General features: G+C 69.4%; 13 protein-coding genes. 6 read left to right on the top strand and 7 right to left on the bottom strand.

Annotated elements, in window-relative coordinates; translation table 11 throughout:
• Positions 1-23 precede the first annotated feature (23 nt).
• Both ACZ1DY_RS37275 and ACZ1DY_RS37270 read right to left on the bottom strand, forming a co-directional pair.
• A complete protein-coding gene (locus ACZ1DY_RS37275) occupies positions 24-2516 on the bottom strand; it encodes a polynucleotide kinase-phosphatase (RefSeq protein WP_465482462.1) in 2493 nt (830 codons plus the stop codon).
• Positions 2513-3880 (bottom strand): 3' terminal RNA ribose 2'-O-methyltransferase Hen1, encoded by a 1368-nt coding sequence (locus ACZ1DY_RS37270; RefSeq protein WP_465482461.1) that lies wholly within the window; start codon positions 3878-3880, stop codon positions 2513-2515. The genes ACZ1DY_RS37275 and ACZ1DY_RS37270 overlap by 4 nt, the downstream gene beginning before the upstream one ends.
• A 63-nt stretch (positions 3881-3943) precedes the next feature.
• On the opposite strand from ACZ1DY_RS37270, the gene ACZ1DY_RS37265 reads away from it, so the two are divergent.
• Entirely contained in the window at positions 3944-5962 is a 2019-nt protein-coding gene (locus tag ACZ1DY_RS37265) for a thioredoxin domain-containing protein (RefSeq protein ID WP_465482460.1), read from the top strand.
• On the opposite strand, the gene ACZ1DY_RS37260 is transcribed toward ACZ1DY_RS37265, so the two are convergent.
• The gene (locus ACZ1DY_RS37260) at positions 5943-6440 is read right to left on the bottom strand and encodes a hypothetical protein (protein WP_465482459.1); all 498 of its coding nucleotides are present in this window, start codon (positions 6438-6440) and stop codon (positions 5943-5945) included. The genes ACZ1DY_RS37265 and ACZ1DY_RS37260 overlap by 20 nt on opposite strands.
• Positions 6441-6622: 182 nt before the next feature.
• Here ACZ1DY_RS37260 and ACZ1DY_RS37255 point away from each other — a divergent pair, with 182 nt between their 5' ends.
• From ACZ1DY_RS37255 to ACZ1DY_RS37245, 3 genes are all read left to right on the top strand, one after another.
• Entirely contained in the window at positions 6623-7183 is a 561-nt protein-coding gene (locus ACZ1DY_RS37255; RefSeq protein WP_465485758.1) for a hypothetical protein, read from the top strand.
• A 69-nt stretch (positions 7184-7252) separates the two neighbouring features.
• Positions 7253-8608, top strand: coding sequence for a glycoside hydrolase family 28 protein (locus ACZ1DY_RS37250; RefSeq protein ID WP_465482458.1), 1356 nt, complete (start codon positions 7253-7255; stop codon positions 8606-8608).
• Between the two features lie 65 nt (positions 8609-8673).
• Positions 8674-10560, top strand: a complete 1887-nt coding sequence (locus ACZ1DY_RS37245) for an acyl-CoA dehydrogenase family protein (protein ID WP_465482457.1) — start codon at positions 8674-8676, stop codon at positions 10558-10560.
• 5 nt (positions 10561-10565) lie between these two features.
• Here ACZ1DY_RS37245 and ACZ1DY_RS37240 read toward each other — a convergent pair whose 3' ends face one another.
• Both ACZ1DY_RS37240 and trhA read right to left on the bottom strand, forming a co-directional pair.
• Complete coding sequence (locus tag ACZ1DY_RS37240) at positions 10566-11015, bottom strand: pyridoxamine 5'-phosphate oxidase family protein (protein WP_126737505.1); 450 nt, start codon at positions 11013-11015, stop codon at positions 10566-10568.
• 209 nt (positions 11016-11224) lie between these two features.
• The gene (gene trhA / locus ACZ1DY_RS37235) at positions 11225-11866 is read right to left on the bottom strand and encodes a PAQR family membrane homeostasis protein TrhA (protein ID WP_037342457.1); all 642 of its coding nucleotides are present in this window, start codon (positions 11864-11866) and stop codon (positions 11225-11227) included.
• A gap of 131 nt (positions 11867-11997) precedes the next feature.
• On the opposite strand from trhA, the gene ACZ1DY_RS37230 reads away from it, so the two are divergent.
• Entirely contained in the window at positions 11998-12774 is a 777-nt protein-coding gene (locus tag ACZ1DY_RS37230) for an isoprenyl transferase (RefSeq protein WP_061986121.1), read from the top strand.
• A gap of 60 nt (positions 12775-12834) precedes the next feature.
• Here the strand turns inward: ACZ1DY_RS37230 and ACZ1DY_RS37225 are convergent, their stop codons facing one another.
• A complete protein-coding gene (locus tag ACZ1DY_RS37225) occupies positions 12835-13083 on the bottom strand; it encodes a hypothetical protein (protein ID WP_257484389.1) in 249 nt (82 codons plus the stop codon).
• 727 nt (positions 13084-13810) lie between these two features.
• Here ACZ1DY_RS37225 and ACZ1DY_RS37220 point away from each other — a divergent pair.
• Positions 13811-15097, top strand: a complete 1287-nt coding sequence (locus ACZ1DY_RS37220; RefSeq protein ID WP_126737523.1) for a PhoH family protein — start codon at positions 13811-13813, stop codon at positions 15095-15097.
• 52 nt (positions 15098-15149) lie between these two features.
• Here the strand turns inward: ACZ1DY_RS37220 and guaB1 are convergent, their stop codons facing one another.
• Positions 15150-16589: a GMP reductase gene (gene guaB1, locus ACZ1DY_RS37215; RefSeq protein ID WP_038508412.1), complete on the bottom strand. Its 1440-nt coding sequence runs from the start codon at positions 16587-16589 to the stop codon at positions 15150-15152.
• Between the last annotated feature and the right edge of the window lie 9 nt (positions 16590-16598).

Raw genomic sequence — 16598 nt, 5'->3', positions numbered from 1 at the left:
TGCCACTCACGAGCCGAAGCGCGTCAGAGGCGCGGGTCGACCGGATCCGACTCCAGCGCCAGCACGGCGAACACGCACTCGTGCACCCGCCACAGCGGCTCCCCGCGCGCCAGCCGCTCCAGCGCCTCCAGCCCCAGCGCGTATTCGCGCAGCGCCAGCGCCCGCTTCCGGTTGAGACCCCGCTTGCGAAGGCGCGAGAGGTTCTCCGGCAGCGTGTAGTCCGGTCCGTAGATGATCCGCAGGTACTCGCGCCCGCGCACCTTCACCCCCGGCTGCACCAGCCCGCGCGCGCCGCGCGTCAGGTTCGCCGCCGGTTTGACGACCATGCCCTCGCCGCCCGCGCCGGTCAGGTCCAGCCACCAGTCGACGCCGCGCGCCACCGACGCGGGATCCGTCGTGTCGACGGCCAGCGTCCGCGTGCGTGTGAACAGGTCACCGGTGAGCCGGTCCAGCAGCGAAAGATGCCACTCGTGCGGCCGGTCGTGGTACGCGTGTCCCTCCGACGCCAGGATCTGGAACGGCGCCAGCCGGACACCGTCGAGGCCGTCGGTCGGCCAGCAGTAACGCCGGTACGCCTGCCGGTACGCGTCCACAGTGGACTCACGAGTCCGGGTGCGGGCCAAGAGCTCCGACACGTCGACCCCGCGAGCCGCGGCCGCGTCCAGCGCGCCGGCGGCGGCGGGCAGCACGGCTTGGGCCGCCGCGCCGACGGCCGCGTACTGCCCGGAGATCAGCGACCCCGCCTTCGCGCTCCACGGCAGCAACTCCGTGTCCAGCAGCAGCCAGCCGGTGTCCAGTTCCCCGAACAGATCCGACGCCGCTTCCCGCACCCCGGCGATCAGCCGTGCGTTCTGCTCCGGAGTGAAGAACGGCCGCCCGGTGCGGGTGTACACCGCGCCCGGCCCCTGGATCCCGAACCGGGCGGGAGCGACGTCGTCGTCACGGCACACGAGCACGACGGCGCGCGAGCCCATGTGCTTCTCTTCGCACAGGACGTGGTCGACACCCGCGGCGCGGAACTCGGCGAAAGCCTCCTCGGGGTGTTCGAGGTAGCCGTCCGCCTCGGACGTCGAACACGGCGCCATCGTCGGCGGCAGGTACGGCAGCCAGCGCGGATCGACGGCGAAGCGGCTCATCACCTCGAGCGCCGCCGCCGACTGTTCGGCGGAGACACCGACCCGGCCGTGATGCCGCGTCTCGACGATCCGCTTCCCGGTGACGTCGCCCAGCTCCAGCACCGCCGGCTCGCGCCCGCCCAGCGGCCGCGCCGGTTCGAGCGGGCGTGACGGCTCGTACCAGACCTTCTTCGCCTTCACCGAGACGACTTCCCGCTCCGGGTAACGCAACGCGGTCAGCTTGCCGCCGAAGACACAGCCCGTGTCGAGGCACATGGTCCCGTTGATCCACTCCGGTTCCAGTGTCGGCGTGTGTCCATAAAGGACCATCGCCTTGCCGCGGTAGTCGCGTGCCCACGGCAGCCGCACCGGCAGGCTGTATTCGTCGGTCTCGCCGGTGGTGTCGCCGTACAGCGCGGTGCTGCGCACCCGGCCGGACGCGCGCCCGTGGAACTTCTCGGGCAGGCCGGCGTGCGCCACGACGAGCTTGCCGCCGTCGAGGACGTAGTGCGCGATGAGTCCTTCGCAGAAGGCGTGCGCCTTCGCGCGGAAGCCCTCGTCCTGCGCGGAAAGCTGCTCCAGCGACTCCGCGAGGCCGTGCGCCACCTTGACCTTGCGCCCGTTCAGCGCGCGGACCAGTTTCTGCTCGTGGTTCCCGCAGACGACCAGCGCGCTGCCCGCCTCGGCCATCGCCATCACCCGGCGCAGCACGCCCGGTGTGTCGGGGCCGCGGTCGACGAGGTCGCCGACGAACACCGCGGTCCGGCCCTCCGGGTGCACACCGTCGACGTAACCCAGTTCGGTGAGCAGTTCGTCCAGTTCCTCGCGGCAGCCGTGGACGTCGCCGATCACGTCGAACGGCCCGGTCAGCTCGCGGCGGTCGTTGCGCAGCGGCTCGACGACGATCTCCGCTTCGGCGACCTCGACCTCACTCCGCAGCACATGTACACGGCGGAAACCCTCGCGCTCCAACGACTTCAGCGAGCGGTGCAGCTCGCCGCGCTGACGCCGGACGACGTGTTCGCCGAAGTCGCGGTCGGGCCTGGCCTCGTTGCGTTCGTGGCAGACCTTCACGGGCAGATCGAGCACGATCGCCGTCGGAAGGACGTCGTACTCCTTCGCGAGCTTCAACAGGCTCGCCCGCGACGCGCGCTGCACGTTCGTCGCGTCGATCACCGTGATCCGGCCCGCTTCGAGCCGCTTCGCCGCGACGTAGTGGAGCACGTCGAACGCCGCGGCCGACGCGCTCTGGTCGTTCTCGTCGTCGGCCACCAGGCCGCGGAAGTAGTCGCTGGACAGTACTTGGGTCGGCGCGAAATGTGTCCGCGCGAAGGTCGACTTGCCGGAGCCGGAGGCTCCGACGAGCACGACGAGGGACATGTCGGGAATGGTCAGTTTCATGCCACGGCCTCCTTCCGAGACGTGAAGACCGCCATTTGGGTCGGCGGTCCTGATTCCTGGGACTCCGGTCCCACCGGCAGGTGCCGGACGTCGTAGCCCTGTCGTGCCGCGACGCCGTCGGCCCACGAGCGGAACTGCTCGCGGGTCCACTCGAAACGGTGGTCCGCGTGCCGGAACCGGCCTTCTTCGAGGAACTCGAAGTGCCGGTTGTACTCGGCGTTCGGCGTCGTGACGAGCACGGTCCGCGGCGCGGCGACACCGAAGACGGCGTGCTCCAGCGCGGGCAGGCGCTCCTCGTCGACGTGCTCGATCACCTCCATCAGCACGGCCGCGTCGTAACCGGCCAGCGACGGATCCGCGTAGGTCAGCGCGGACTGCTTCAGGGTGATCCGCGACTTGTCCTTGAGTCGCTTCTCGGCGATGTCGAGCGCGCTCGCGGACACGTCGACACCGACGATCTCGGTGAACGACGGCTCCTTCTCGAGCACGCGCAGCAGCGCGCCACCGCCACAGCCGAGGTCGAGCACGCGTCGCGCGCCCGCCGCCCGGAGCGCCGCGAGCACACTGCCCTGACGCTGGACGGCCAGCGGTTCGGGCCGGTCCGGCAGCTCGGTGACACGCGCTTCGGCCTCGGCGGGCACGTCGTCCGCCTCGGCAAGCCGGGCGAGCGCGTACGAGACGATCGGGCGGCGTCGTTCGAGATACCGGTTGGTGATCAGGTCCCGTTCCGGATGCTCCGCGAGCCAGCCCTCGCCGGCGCGCAGCAATTTGTCGGCCTCGTCCTGGCCGATCCAGTAGTGCTTGTCGCCGTCGAGGGCGGGCAGCAGGACGTACAGGTGCCGCAACGCGTCGACGACCCGCTGGGTCCCGGTCAGCCGGAGATCGACGTAGCGGGAATCACCCCACTGCGGGAACTCGGGGTCGAGCGGGATCGCCTTCGCTTCGACGTGCCAGCCGAGCGGCTCGAACAGCTTGTGGACGACCTCCGCGCCACCGCGCGCGGTCAACGACGGGACGCGGATCTCCAACGGGAACCGTTCGTCGACCAGCTCCGGCCGGTTCGCGCACCGGCCCGCGAGCGCCGTGGTGAACACCGCCCGCAGCGCCACCGCCAGATACGAGCCGCCCGCGTACGGCCGGTCGTTGACGTACTGGGTCAGCGACGTGCCACCGCCGCGCACGAGCTCGACCGGGTCGAGCTCGACCAGCAGCGCGACGGCGCAGCGCTCGCCGGACGCCTCGGGGTAGAAGACGTGCGCCGTCCCGGCCGAGAGCGTGAAGGACTGCGCCTTCTCCGGATGCTTGTGCAGGAGAAAGCCGAGGTCGGTGGCCGGGTTCCGGGTGGTCGTCATGGTCAGGAGCACCGGAGGAGTGTCGCGCAGACGGCCGTTCTGCGCGCCCGCTTTTCCGCGTGCGACCCTGGTGACATGTCGAACCGCCTGAAGGCCGCGACCAGTCCGTACCTGCTGCAGCACGCCGACAACCCGGTGGACTGGTGGCCGTGGGGTGAGGAAGCGCTGGCCGAGGCGAAACGGCGGAACGTGCCGATCCTCCTTTCGGTCGGCTACGCGGCCTGCCACTGGTGTCACGTCATGGCGCACGAGTCCTTCGAGGACGAGGCCACCGCCACGCTGATGAACGCGAATTTCGTCAGCATCAAGGTGGACCGCGAGGAGCGCCCGGACATCGACTCGGTGTACATGGCGGCCACCCAGGCGATGACGGGTCAGGGCGGCTGGCCGATGACGTGTTTCCTGACCCCGGACGGTGAACCGTTCCATTGCGGTACTTACTATCCGCCGTCACCGCGACCGGGGATGCCGTCGTTCTCCCAGCTGCTCGTCGCCGTCGCCGAAGCCTGGGGTGAGCGGCCGGACGAGTTGCGCTCCGGTGCGCGGCAGATCATCGCCCACCTCACCGAGAAGAGCGGACCGCTGCCGGAGTCCGTTGTGGACGGTGCCGCGCTGGAGTCCGCGGTCGCCACGCTGCGCAAGGAGTACGACACCGGCAACGGCGGCTTCGGGGGAGCGCCGAAGTTCCCGCCCACGATGGCGTTGAACTTCCTGCTGCGCCATCACGAGCGCACCGGCTCCGGCCTCGACCTGGTCGAGCACACGGCCGCGGCCATGGCGCTGGGCGGCCTGAACGATCAGCTCGCGGGTGGCTTCGCGCGCTACTCGGTCGACGCGCGCTGGGAAGTGCCACACTTCGAGAAGATGTTGTACGACAACGGTTTGCTGTTGCGGTTCTACGCGCAGTTCCACGGTGTGACCGGTTACGAGTACGCGCGGCGGACGGTCGAGGAGACCGCGGAGTTCCTGCTCCGCGACCTCGGCACGGCCGAAGGCGGTTTCGCCGCGTCGCTCGACGCGGACACCGAGGGCGTCGAGGGGCTGACCTACGTTTGGACTCCCGCGCAGCTGGCCGAAGTGCTCGGCGAGGAGGACGGCGCCTGGGCGGCCGGGCTGTTCCAGGTGACCAAACGGGGGAACTTCGAGCACGGCGCGTCGACCCTGCGGCTGCGTGAGCCGCATCCAGAGGACGAACCGCGTTACGAGCGCGTCCGTCGTGCGCTGCTGACGGCGCGAAACGAACGTCCGCAGCCCGCCCGTGACGACAAGGTCATCGCCGCGTGGAACGGGCTCGCCATCGGCGCGCTCGCCAAAGCGGGCGCGCGACTCGACCGTCCACAGTGGATCGAAGCGGCGGCCCGCGCGGCGGCTTTCCTGATGGACACCCATTTCGTCGGCGGACGGTTGCGCCGGACTTCACGCGGCGGCGTCGTCGGCACGACGGCCGGGGTGCTGGAGGACTACGCGTGCCTCGCCGAGGGTCTGCTCGAACTCCACCAGGCGACCGGCGAACCGCGCTGGCTCGCCGACGCGCTCACCTTGCTGGACCTCGCCTTGGCCCACTTCGGCATCCCGGAAGCGACGGGGGCCTACTACGACACCGCCGACGACGCGGAAGTCCTGGTGCAGCGGCCTTCCGACCCGACCGACAACGCGAGCCCTTCGGGGGCTTCGGCGCTGGCGAACGCGTTGCTGACGGCGTCCGTGCTGGCCGGGCACGACCGGGTCGGCCGCTATCGCGAGGCGGCCGAGCAGGCCCTGGCGCGGGCGGGACGGCTCGCCGCCCACGCGCCGCGGTTCGCCGGGCACTGGCTCACCGTCGCCGAGGCGGCCGCCGCCGGTCCGGTGCAGGTTGCGGTCGTCGGCCCGGACGCCGCTTCGCGCGCGGAGCTGCTGGCCGCCGCCCTCAGGTCGCTGCCGGACGGCGCCGTCGTCGTCAGCGGCATGCCGGACGCGGACGGAGTGCCGCTGCTGGCCGATCGGCCGCTGGTCGACGGTGCCGCCGCGGCGTACGTGTGCCGTGGGTACGTGTGCGAGCGGCCCGTCACCAGCGCGGAGGAACTGCGCGCTCAGCTCACCAGTCCCACGCCATAGGGGCGTGACCACCGCCGGTCTGCGGAGCTCCGACCGGCTTCACCGCGACCTGCGGCGCCTTCGGCTTCGGTTTGGTCGTGGTGGTCGTAGTGGTCTTGGTCGGCTTCGGCGGTTTCGTGGATGTCGGCGGCGTTCCGATGATGGTGAAGGCGCGTGAGGTCTTCGTGCCGTCCAAGCAGGTGAACGTCGCCGTGTACTTGCCCGGCGTCTTGCCTGCCTTGCCGTAGCCGGCGGACTTCCCCCAGTTGCCGCCGATCGTCCACTGGAGCGGCGCCGCGAACCCCGGCGACGTCACCGGGGTCGCCGGTCCGCAGCCGCCCATCGCGGCCTTCGTCTCGGCGTAGATCTGCCCGCCGGGTTCGACTTCGGTCGGACTCAAGAACCAGGACACGTCCTTGGCTTCCGCCGCCGCCGGCGCGACCACCGCCAGCTGGGCCGCTCCGAGCACGAGAGCGCCGATCATGGCCTTCTTCAGCATGAGGTTCCCCTTCCTCGTCGACTGCTGGTGGGAACACGTCCGCGCAGGTCATCAGGTTGCCCTGGGTTTCGCCGGGGGAGAACAAGCGTGATAAGCGGTTATTGCAGGCGTAGCGTCGGTAGCGTTGTAATCATGTAATCGCGGAGGCGAGCATGCACACCTACTTCAGGGCGGCGAGGCGGATGGGACGCGGAGGCTGGAAGGGCCGGGGCGGCTGGCAGCAGGCGGACATCCCGCCGGCGGACGACGCGGCCGCGTGGTTCGGCGGACGGCTCCCGGAGGGCTGGTTCACGGGAGATCCCGAGGTCACGGTGGATCGCGAGGAGATAGTCGTCGTCGGCGAGCTCCCGCCGCTCACCGGTGAGTACGCCGACGACGCCGCCCGTGCGGCGGCCGAGGACGGCCGGATCAGCCGGTTCCGCGAGGAGACCCGCGACGAGCGGATCGAGATCGCGCGCCAGGCGGAGCACCGGTATCAGCGCAAGGTCGCCTGGGGCGCGAGCCTCGGTGGCACGAGGCAGCTGTTCACCACGCATTCGGCGCCGGTGATGACCAGGCTGCGGCAACCCGAACGCCTGGTCCTCGACACTCTCGTCGACGCGGGCGTCGCGCGGTCGCGGTCGGAGGCGCTCGCCTGGGCGGTCCGGCTGGTCGGGGAGCACGCGGACGCCTGGCTCGCCGAGCTGCGGGAGGCGATGACGAAGGTCGACGATCTCCGCTCACAGGGACCGGACCTTTCCTGAGCCCGGGGTCCGCCCTTAGAGTCGGGATTCCGCCGTCTTCACCGAAGTCCTCTTGCGAAAGATGGCGTCATGGACGGCAGAATCTCCCGGCGTTGGCTGATCAAGGGCGGTCTCGTGGTGGCCGCGAGCCCGCTGCTCGCGCCCACCGCCTCGGCGGCCCCCGCTCTCCCCTGGCCCGCGGCCAACGGCATCGTCGCGCGGACGAAACGGCCGGTCTTCCCGGACCGGACGTTCTCGGTCCTCGGGTTCGGTGCCAAGGGTGATGGCAAGACCGACAACACCGCCGCGATCAAGAAGGCGATCGAGACGGCCAACGCGCGCGGCGGCGGGCACGTCGTCGTGCCGGAAGGCACCTTCGTCACCGGCGCCGTGTATCTCAAGAGCAACGTGGACCTGCACCTCGCGGCGGGTGCCGTGCTCGCCTTCGGTTCCGACGCCTCGAAGTTCCCGAACGTGCTCACCCGCTACGAGGGCATCGAGTGCGTCAACCGGTCGCCGATGATCTACGCGTACAAGGAATCCAACATCGCGGTGACCGGGAAGGGCACGCTCGACGCGGCGGGCACGGCGTCCTGGAACAAGGGCAAGGACCGTGAGTACCTGGAATCGCTGGTGGCGGCCGGCGTCCCGCCGGAGAAGCGGATCGTTCCCGGCTCCGGGCACGCGATGCGGTCCACGTTCGTCGAGCCGTACTCGTGCGACACCGTGCTCATCGAGGGCGTCACGCTGAAGAACCCGATGTTCTGGCAGCTGCATCCCACGCTTTGCCGGAACGTCACGATCGACGGCGTCCGCACGGACGCGAGCACCGCGCGCTCCAACACCGACGCCTGCGATCCGGAGTCCTGCGACCACGTGGTGATCGTGAACTCCCACCTCGGGGCGCACGACGACAACGTCGCGCTCAAAGCGGGCCGGGACGACGACGGGCGCCGCGTCGGCGTGCCGTGCCGGAACATCGTCGTCGCGAACTGCGTGATGGACGGCAACTGGGGCGCGATCACCTGCGGCAGCGAGCAGACCGGCGGCATCCGCGACGTCTACGCGTACGACCTCACCGTCACCGGCGAAACGAAATACGGGCTGTACGTCAAGTCGAACACCCTGCGCGGCGGGTTCACCGAGAACGTCAACCTCCACGGTGTCTCCGGCACGTTCGCCCGCTCGGTCGCGTACGTCCTGCCGGATTACAACGGACAGACCGGCGCGCACGTCCCGCGGTTCGGGCCGTTCACCATCAGCGACTCCGCGAGCACGAGCTGCGGGCAAGCGGCGTTCAACGTCCGAGGGTTGCCCAACTCACACGTTCGGGGGCTGCGGGTGAGCGATTGCCGCTTCGACGGCGTCGCGAACACGGCAAACGTCCTGAAACACGTCGATGACCTGCGGTTCGAGAACACGACGATCAACGGGCGGCCGGTCTGATTCGGGCTGCGCCCCCCGATGCGGTGCGGCAGGCTGAACGCAGACCGCACCGCATCGGAGGAATCGTGGACACACCAGGACTTCCCGCGAAGATCGACCCGGACGCGCTGACCACCGTCCTCGATGGACGGTGGGCCGAACTCCGCCGCGCGGTGCGCGCGCAGATGGCGGCGGAGGATTTCAAGGATCCCGTCGACCTCGACGTCGAAGCGCACCGTGTCCAGGTGCTCGAATGGCTGCGGCTGCTCGCCCGCACCGATCGGCCGGGGCTCGGCTTCGACCCGGCGTACGGCGGTGGCGGTGACGTCGGCGGCTCGGTGATGTCGTTCGAGATGCTGGGCTTCGGCGATCTTTCGCTGATGGTGAAGGCCGGCGTCCAATGGGGCCTGTTCGGCGGCGCGGTGCAGTTGCTCGGCACGGAACGCCACCACGAGCGCTACCTGCGCAAGATCAAGGATCTGGAACTGCTGGGCTGTTTCGCGATGACCGAGCACGGCCATGGCTCGGACGTCCAGCACCTCCGCACCACCGCGACCTACGACCCGGCGACGCGCGAGTTCGTCGTGCACACGCCGGACCGGGGCGCGATGAAGGAGTACATCGGCAACGCCGCCCGCGACGGCGAACTCGCGGTGGTGTTCGCGCAGCTGATCACCGGTGGTGAGTCGCGCGGCGTGCACGCGTTCCTGGTGCCGATCCGCGGCGACGGCGCGAGCGGCGTCGAGATCGAGGACTGCGGCCGCAAGGCGGGCCTCAACGGCGTCGACAACGGGCGGCTCACTTTCACTCAGGTGAGGGTTCCGCGGGAGGCACTGCTCAACCGGTTCGGTGACGTCGCCGAGGACGGCACGTACACGAGCCCGATCGAGAGCGACGGCCGCCGGTTCTTCACGATGCTCGGCACGCTCATCCGGGGCCGGGTCAGTGTCGCGGGCAGCGCCGGCAGCGCGACGAAACGCGCGCTCGCCCTGGCCGTCCGGTACGGCGAGCAGCGGCGGCAGTTCGCGCGGCCCGACGGCGAGGAGGTCGTGATCCTCGACTACCGCGCCCACCAGCGGAAACTGCTGCCCGCGCTGGCGACGTCGTACGCGCTGCACTTCGCGCAGGAAGCGCTCGTCTCGAAGCTGAACGACATCGCCGAGGACGCGCCGGAAGAGGAGCAGCGCGAGCTGGAATCACGCGCCGCGGGCATCAAGGCCGTCTCGACCTGGCACGCGACCGCGACCATCCAGGCCGCCCGCGAGGCGTGCGGCGGCTCCGGCTATCTCTCGGAGAACCTGCTCGCCGGGCTGAAAGCCGACACGGACGTCTTCACCACCTTCGAGGGTGACAACACCGTGCTGCTGCAACTGGTCGCGAAGGGCCTGCTGACCAGCTACAAGGATCATTTCGAGGACCTCAGCCCGCTCGCGACCGCACGGTTCGTGGCGGAGCAGTTCGTCGAGGCCGTGATCGAACGGACGTCCGCGCGCAAGGTCGTCGAGCGGCTCACCGAAGCCGACGACGGCGATGTCCTCTACTCGCGCGAATGGCACCTGAAGCTGTTCGAAGACCGCGAAGAGCACGTACTCGGCGGTGTCGCGCAGCGTCTGCGTAAGGCGGCCTCGAACCCCTTCGGCGTCTTCAACGACGCGCAGGACCACGTGCTGCGCGCCGGACGCGTACACGTCGACCGCGTCGTGCTCGAAGCGTTCATCGACGCCATCGAACGCTGCGCCGACGGCGAAGCCCGCGAGCTGCTGGAGCGGGTCTGCGACCTCTACGCGCTCGCGAACATCGAGGCGGACCGGGGCTGGTTCCTCGAACACGGGCGCCTGACCTCGGGGCGTTCGAAGGCCGTCACCGCCGCGGTGAACGCGTTGTGCGCCGACCTGCGCCCGCACGCGCGGACCCTCGTGGACGCGTTCGCCATCCCCGAGCAGTACCTGGCGGCTCCGATGCTGCGGGACTGACCGCGTCAAGCGATGTCGAGGGCCGTTCCATAGAGTCTGTCGGCTTTGAGGGTGATGTAGAGCCTTCGCTCCGCGGCGATGGTCTCCAGGAACTCGGCCTCGTCTTCCGGCTTCTGCCGCTGTGCGGCGAGATACTCGAGGCCCGCCGCGTCGCCCGGTGTTCGCGTGACTTCGGAAAGTTCGGCCTTCCCTTCCACGACGGCGAATTTCCAGTGGTCGGCGCTGGAGACGTAGAGCGATGCGGTCGGGTTGTTGCGGATCTGCTTGACCTTGAGCCGGTCTTCGGTCGTGCTCACCCGGACCTCGCGGCTCTCGGGATCCCAGGTGTAGACGACGGTGGAGAGATGCGGGCGGCCGTCGCGCTTGAGGGTCGCGAGGGCGCCGAAGGTGTGCTGCGCGAGGAAGTCGCTGAGGGCCGCGTCGTCGAGGCGGCGGGGCGGTGCGTTCTTGGCCATGGAGCGATCATGGCGCTCCGGTCGAGGCGCCGGAAGAAGGCACTTTCTTGTGCCAGAGGGAACACGCGTGTGTCCGTCCTGGTCACGCTGGTGCCGCACTCGTGATCAGAGACGTAACTCGCGTGATTGAAGACGTAACTCGCGTGTTCAGGCGCGCCACACGTGAGTTACGCATCCAATCACGCGAGTTACGCGCCTGATCACGCGAGTTACGCGTACATCGCCAGCCAGATCGCGATGTAGTGCGAGACCGCGGCGAGAACCGTGCAGGCGTGGAAGTACTCGTGGTACCCGAAGGTGTCCGGGAAGTGGTTCGGCCACTTCACCGCGTAGAACACCGCGCCCAGCGTGTAGAACAGGCCACCGACGCAGAGCAGGACGAGCGCCGCGACGCCGGCGTGCGTGGCCAGCTCCGGCAGGACGAAGACGGCGACCCAGCCCAGCGCGATGTAGATCGGCACGCCGAGCCAGCGTGGCGCGTTCGGCCACAGCATCTTCAGGGTGACGCCGCCGATCGCGCCGCCCCACACGATCGCGAGCACGATGTACCCGGTCGGCTGGGACATGGCCAGAAGGGTGAACGGCGTGTAGGTGCCGGCGATGAACAGGAAGATCATCGAATGGTCGGCGCGCTTCATCCATTCGTATGCTCGTGGGCTCCACAAGCGACGGTGGTACAGCGCGCTGACGCCGAAGACGCCGAGGACGGTCAATCCGTAGACCGAAGTGGACAAAGCGGCGATACCGGACACTGTGGACGCCGCGAGGCTGATGAGGGTCGCCGCTCCGGCGACAGCGCCGAAGAAGGACCAGAAGTGGATGTGCCCACGCAACCGAGGACGCGTGTCCACCACGGGCGTGGGGCCGGACGGCTGGGGTTCGGTCACTACGCTCACTCACCCAGGTTACGGCACCGTAGGTTTTTCGCCAGTGTCCGTGGCGCGTCCCACTGAGGCTCGCGAGGTGACTAGTCTCCACTGGCGTGAGTCTTCGGTCCTTCTTGTCAGACGTCGTGTACAGCGCCTACGGCAGGCGCCTGATCCAGCAGGCCAAGGGGCGCCATCCACGCCATATCGCCATCATGCTGGACGGCAACCGCCGCTGGGCGCGCGAAGCGGGCTTCACCGACGTCGCCGACGGGCACCGCGCGGGCGCCAAGAAGATCGCCGACTTCCTGAGCTGGTGCAACGAGGCCGACGTCGAGGTCGTCACCATGTGGCTGCTTTCGACGGACAACCTCGGCCGCGCGGCCGAGGAACTGAGCCCGCTGCTCAAGATCATCACCGACGTCACCGACGAGCTCGCGGCCCCGCACACGCCGTGGCGGCTCCGCATCGTGGGAGCGCTCGACCTGCTGCCCCCGGAGGTCGCGAAGGCGCTCAGCGCGGCCGCGGAGCGCACCGAGGGGCGCACCGGGATGGAGGTCAACGTCGCGGTCGGTTACGGAGGGCGTCAGGAGATCGCCGACGCGGTCCGCAAACTCCTGCTCCAGCACGCCGACGAAGGCACCTCGATCCGCGAGCTCGCGAAGATATTGGACGTCGACCACATATCCGAACACATGTACACCTCGGGCCAGCCGGATCCGGATCTGATTATCCGCACCTCGGGTGAGCAGCGGCTTTCCGGATTTCTGCTCTGGCAATCGGCGCATTCGGAATTCTGGTTCACCGAAGCTTATTGGCCCGCGTTCCGCCGAGTCGATTTCCTGCGGGCGATGCGCGATTACGCGTGGCGGCACCGGCGCTTCGGTTCCTGACCCCGGACATGACGAAGGCCCCGGCGTGCACTCCGGGGCCTTCGACGTCTCACACCGGGATCAGTGGTGGTGGTGCTCCAGCGAGTGGGCCAGCAGGGCCGGGGTCAGGACGACGCCCGTGTAGGCGCCGGCGACCAGGGAAGCGGCGCCGTAGCCCAGCGCGCCGCCGCCCTCGATGAACGTGTTGTAGGCGTCGCCGAACGTGGGGTCCGGGGTGCCCGAGGTCTCACCGGTGGCGGCGAACGCGGTCCCGCCGACCATCATGATGCCCGCGGCGACGGCGGAAACGAAACCAGCCTTCTTCAGCACTTCGCACTCCTAAGTAGAGATGTTCAGGGATCGGGGGCACCGAATCCGGTGGGGGTGTCCCGCAGTGAGAAAATTACTCGCTATTCAGGATTTGTGACCGTCTCGTAAGCCCATTGTGTGAGCCGGAAAAGGCGCGTTTCACTCGGTCCGGTTCTCTGTCTCGGGCACAAAATGCGTCCTGCGACGATGCGTGGTAGAACCCGCCGTCTCATCAGGTGAACGCCCTGCGTCGCGTTAATCCATCCGGGTCACGTCGTCGAGCGTCCCTGAATGGAGATCATCACTACACACCGTGATGGTGACCAGGCGTTGATGTCATGCGACCGACAGTGAGATGACGGTTTGGCGAATCACCGTGGTGGCTGCCTGCGCGATCGGCCGGACGCAGGTACCTTCCGGAAGTGAGGGTTCGCGTCCCATGCGGACTCTCGCGGGAGGCCCTGGTCGTGGCGGTTGTCGACAGGGCGGCACAGCCGCCCAGTGGATGCACGAGGGGGCCGGCACCCGGCCCTCGCGGCCGTGCCGACTGACGTCGCAAGACGTCGGAAGGAACGGTCAGCCAGGGAGGTGCCCGGCCCAGCGAGTGCGGGCGTGGTGCCACGCCCACGAGGGAGATGCCGTCGTGACTGCGCAGCGTTCACCCCGCAAGGCCTCTGGCCGTTCTTCGACCGGTGCCTCTGGCCCGGAGAAAGCCTCGATCTCGCCCGAATCCCAGCGGTCCACTTACGTGCTCGACACGTCGGTCCTGCTCTCTGACCCCTGGTCGGTGACTCGTTTCGCCGAACACGCGGTCGTGCTCCCGCTGGTCGTCATCAGTGAACTGGAGGCGAAACGTCACCATCCCGAACTGGGGTGGTTCGCGCGCGAAGCGCTCCGCATGCTCGACGACCTGCGTCGTCAGCACGGCAGGCTCGACGCGCCGATCCCGATCGGTGAGCACGGCGGCACCCTGCAGGTGGAGTTGAACCACTCCGACCCCACGGTGCTCCCGGTCGGCTTCCGCACCGACTCCAACGACCACCGCATCCTCGCCTGCGCGCTCAACCTGGCGGCGGAACGCGCGTCGGTCACGCTGGTGACCAAGGACATCCCCCTGCGCGTCAAGGCGGGCGCCGTCGGCCTCGAAGCCGACGAGTACCGCGCGCAGGAGGTGACGCCCTCGGGCTGGACGGGTATGGCGGACGTGGACGTCCCGCAGACCCTGGTCGACGCGCTGTTCAGCGGGTCTTCCGTGGATCCGGCGGAATTCGGGATGCCGGAGGTCGGGGAACTGCCCTGTCACACCGGTTTGCGGCTGCTCGCGGGCAGTTCGAGCGCACTGGGGCGGGTCACCGCGGACAAGCGGATCCGGCTCGTCCGGGGTGACAAGGAGGCGTTCGGGTTGCACGGCCGGTCGGCCGAGCAGCGGGTGGCGCTGGATCTCCTGCTGGACTCCGACGTCGGCATCGTCTCGCTGGGCGGACGAGCGGGCACGGGCAAGTCGGCGCTCGCGCTCTGCGCGGGGCTGGAGTCGGTGATGGAACGCCGCCAGCACCGCAAGGTCGTCGTGTTCCGGCCGGTGTACGCGGTCGGCGGCCAGGATCTGGGTTACCTGCCCGGTTCCGAGAGCGAGAAGATGCAGCCGTGGGCGCAGGCGGTGTTCGACACCCTCGGCGGGCTGGTCAGCCAGGACGTCCTCGACGAGGTCTTCGACCGTGGCATGCTCGAAGTGCTTCCGCTGACCCATATCCGCGGCCGCTCGCTGCACGACACGTTCGTCATCGTCGACGAGGCGCAGTCCTTGGAGCGCAACGTGCTCCTGACCGTGCTCTCACGGCTCGGCACGGCTTCGCGGGTCGTGCTCACGCATGACGTCGCGCAGCGCGACAACCTGCGGGTCGGGCGGCACGACGGCGTTTCGGCGGTGATCGAGAAACTCAAGGGTCACCCGCTGTTCGCGCATGTCACGCTGACCCGCTCCGAGCGCTCGCCGATCGCGGCGCTCGTCACGGAAATGCTGGAGGATCACGGATAACCGGGGCTGGGGAGTCCTCTTGGGACAGTCCCAAGAGGACTCCCTCCGGGTCTCACCAGCCCGAGGGCAGCGGACGTCCTTCCGCGAAACCGGCGGCGGACTGGATGCCGAGCAGCGCGCGCTCGTGGAACTCCTCCAGCGTGCGCGCGCCCGCGTACGTGCAGGCGGAGCGGACACCGGAGCCGATGGAGTCGAGCAGGTCTTCGACGCCGGGGCGAGCCGGGTCCAGCGCCATCCGCGACGCCGAGATGCCCTCTTCGAACAGGCCCTTCTTGGCGCGCTCGAAGACATTGTCCGTACGCGTGCGGGCGCCGACGGCGCGCTTCGACGCCATGCCGAACGACTCCTTGTACGGCTTGCCCTGCTCGTCGTAGCGCAGGTCGCCGGGGGATTCGTGGGTGCCGGCGAACCAGGAGCCGACCATCGCCGCCGACGCGCCCGCGGCAAGCGCGAGCGCGACGTCGCGCGGATGCCGCACGCCGCCGTCCGCCCACACGTGTTTGCCCAGCTCACGCGCCGCGGCCGCGCATTCGGCGACGGCGGAGAACTGCGGGCGCCCGACGCCGGTCATCATCCGGGTCGTGCACATGGCGCCGGGGCCGACGCCGACCTTGACGACGTCCGCGCCCGCGTGGATCAGGTCGCGCGTGCCCTCGGCGGTGACCACGTTCCCGGCGACGACCGGGACCCGCGGGTTCACCGACCGGACGGCCTTCAGCGCGGAGATCATCTTCTCCTGGTGGCCGTGCGCGGTGTCGACGACCAGCACGTCGACGCCCGCCGCGAGGACGGCCTCGGCCTTCGCCGCGACGTCGCCGTTCACGCCGATCGCCGCGGCGACGCGCAGGTTGCCGCCGTCGTCGACGGCCGGGGTGTAGATCTCCGCGCGCAGCGCCGCGATCTCGGTCAGGACGCCGGCGAGCCTGCCGTTTTCGTCGATGCCGAGCGCGAGACGGCCGCCGTGGTCGTGCAGGCGCTCGAACACCTCGCGCGGCGGCGTGTCCAGGGGAACCGTGACGACCGCGGGCTCCGCGACGTCGGCGAGGCGCGCGAAGCGGTCTACGCCGGCGCAAGCCGCTTCGTCGACGACGCCGACGGGCTTGCCGTCCTCGTCCACGACGACGACGGCGCCGTGGGCACGTTTGCCGACCAGGTTCAGCGCGTCGGCCACCGCGTCTCCGCCGGTCAGCACGAGCGGGGTGTCCCAGACGGTGTGACGGCTCTTGACCCAGGTGACGATGTCGGCGACCGCGGCCACGTCGACATCCTGGGGGAGGACGACGAGCCCACCGCGCCGGGCGACCGTTTCGGCCATCCGGCGGCCCGCGACGGCGGTCATGTTGGCCACCACGATCGGGATCGTCGCGCCGGTACCGTCCACAGTGGACAGGTCGACGTCGAAACGGGACTCCACGTCCGACCGGTTCGGCAGGAGGAACACGTCGTCGTAGGTCAGGTCGTGAGCGGGTCGGTGCCCGTCGAGAAAGCGCACGAGAGCCCA

The organism is Amycolatopsis sp. PSD-21 (genome assembly GCF_055561455.1).
This window is presented reverse-complemented; position numbering and strand designations above follow the sequence as displayed.

Coding starts and splice junctions, on each gene's coding strand:
- ACZ1DY_RS37275 (WP_465482462.1), bottom strand. CDS start 2,516: ATGAAACTGACCATTCCCGACATGTCCCTCGTCGTGCTCGTCGGAGCC.
- ACZ1DY_RS37265 (WP_465482460.1), top strand. CDS start 3,944: ATGTCGAACCGCCTGAAGGCCGCGACCAGTCCGTACCTGCTGCAGCAC.
- ACZ1DY_RS37260 (WP_465482459.1), bottom strand. CDS start 6,440: ATGCTGAAGAAGGCCATGATCGGCGCTCTCGTGCTCGGAGCGGCCCAG.
- ACZ1DY_RS37255 (WP_465485758.1), top strand. CDS start 6,623: ATGGGACGCGGAGGCTGGAAGGGCCGGGGCGGCTGGCAGCAGGCGGAC.
- ACZ1DY_RS37250 (WP_465482458.1), top strand. CDS start 7,253: ATGGACGGCAGAATCTCCCGGCGTTGGCTGATCAAGGGCGGTCTCGTG.
- ACZ1DY_RS37240 (WP_126737505.1), bottom strand. CDS start 11,015: ATGGCCAAGAACGCACCGCCCCGCCGCCTCGACGACGCGGCCCTCAGC.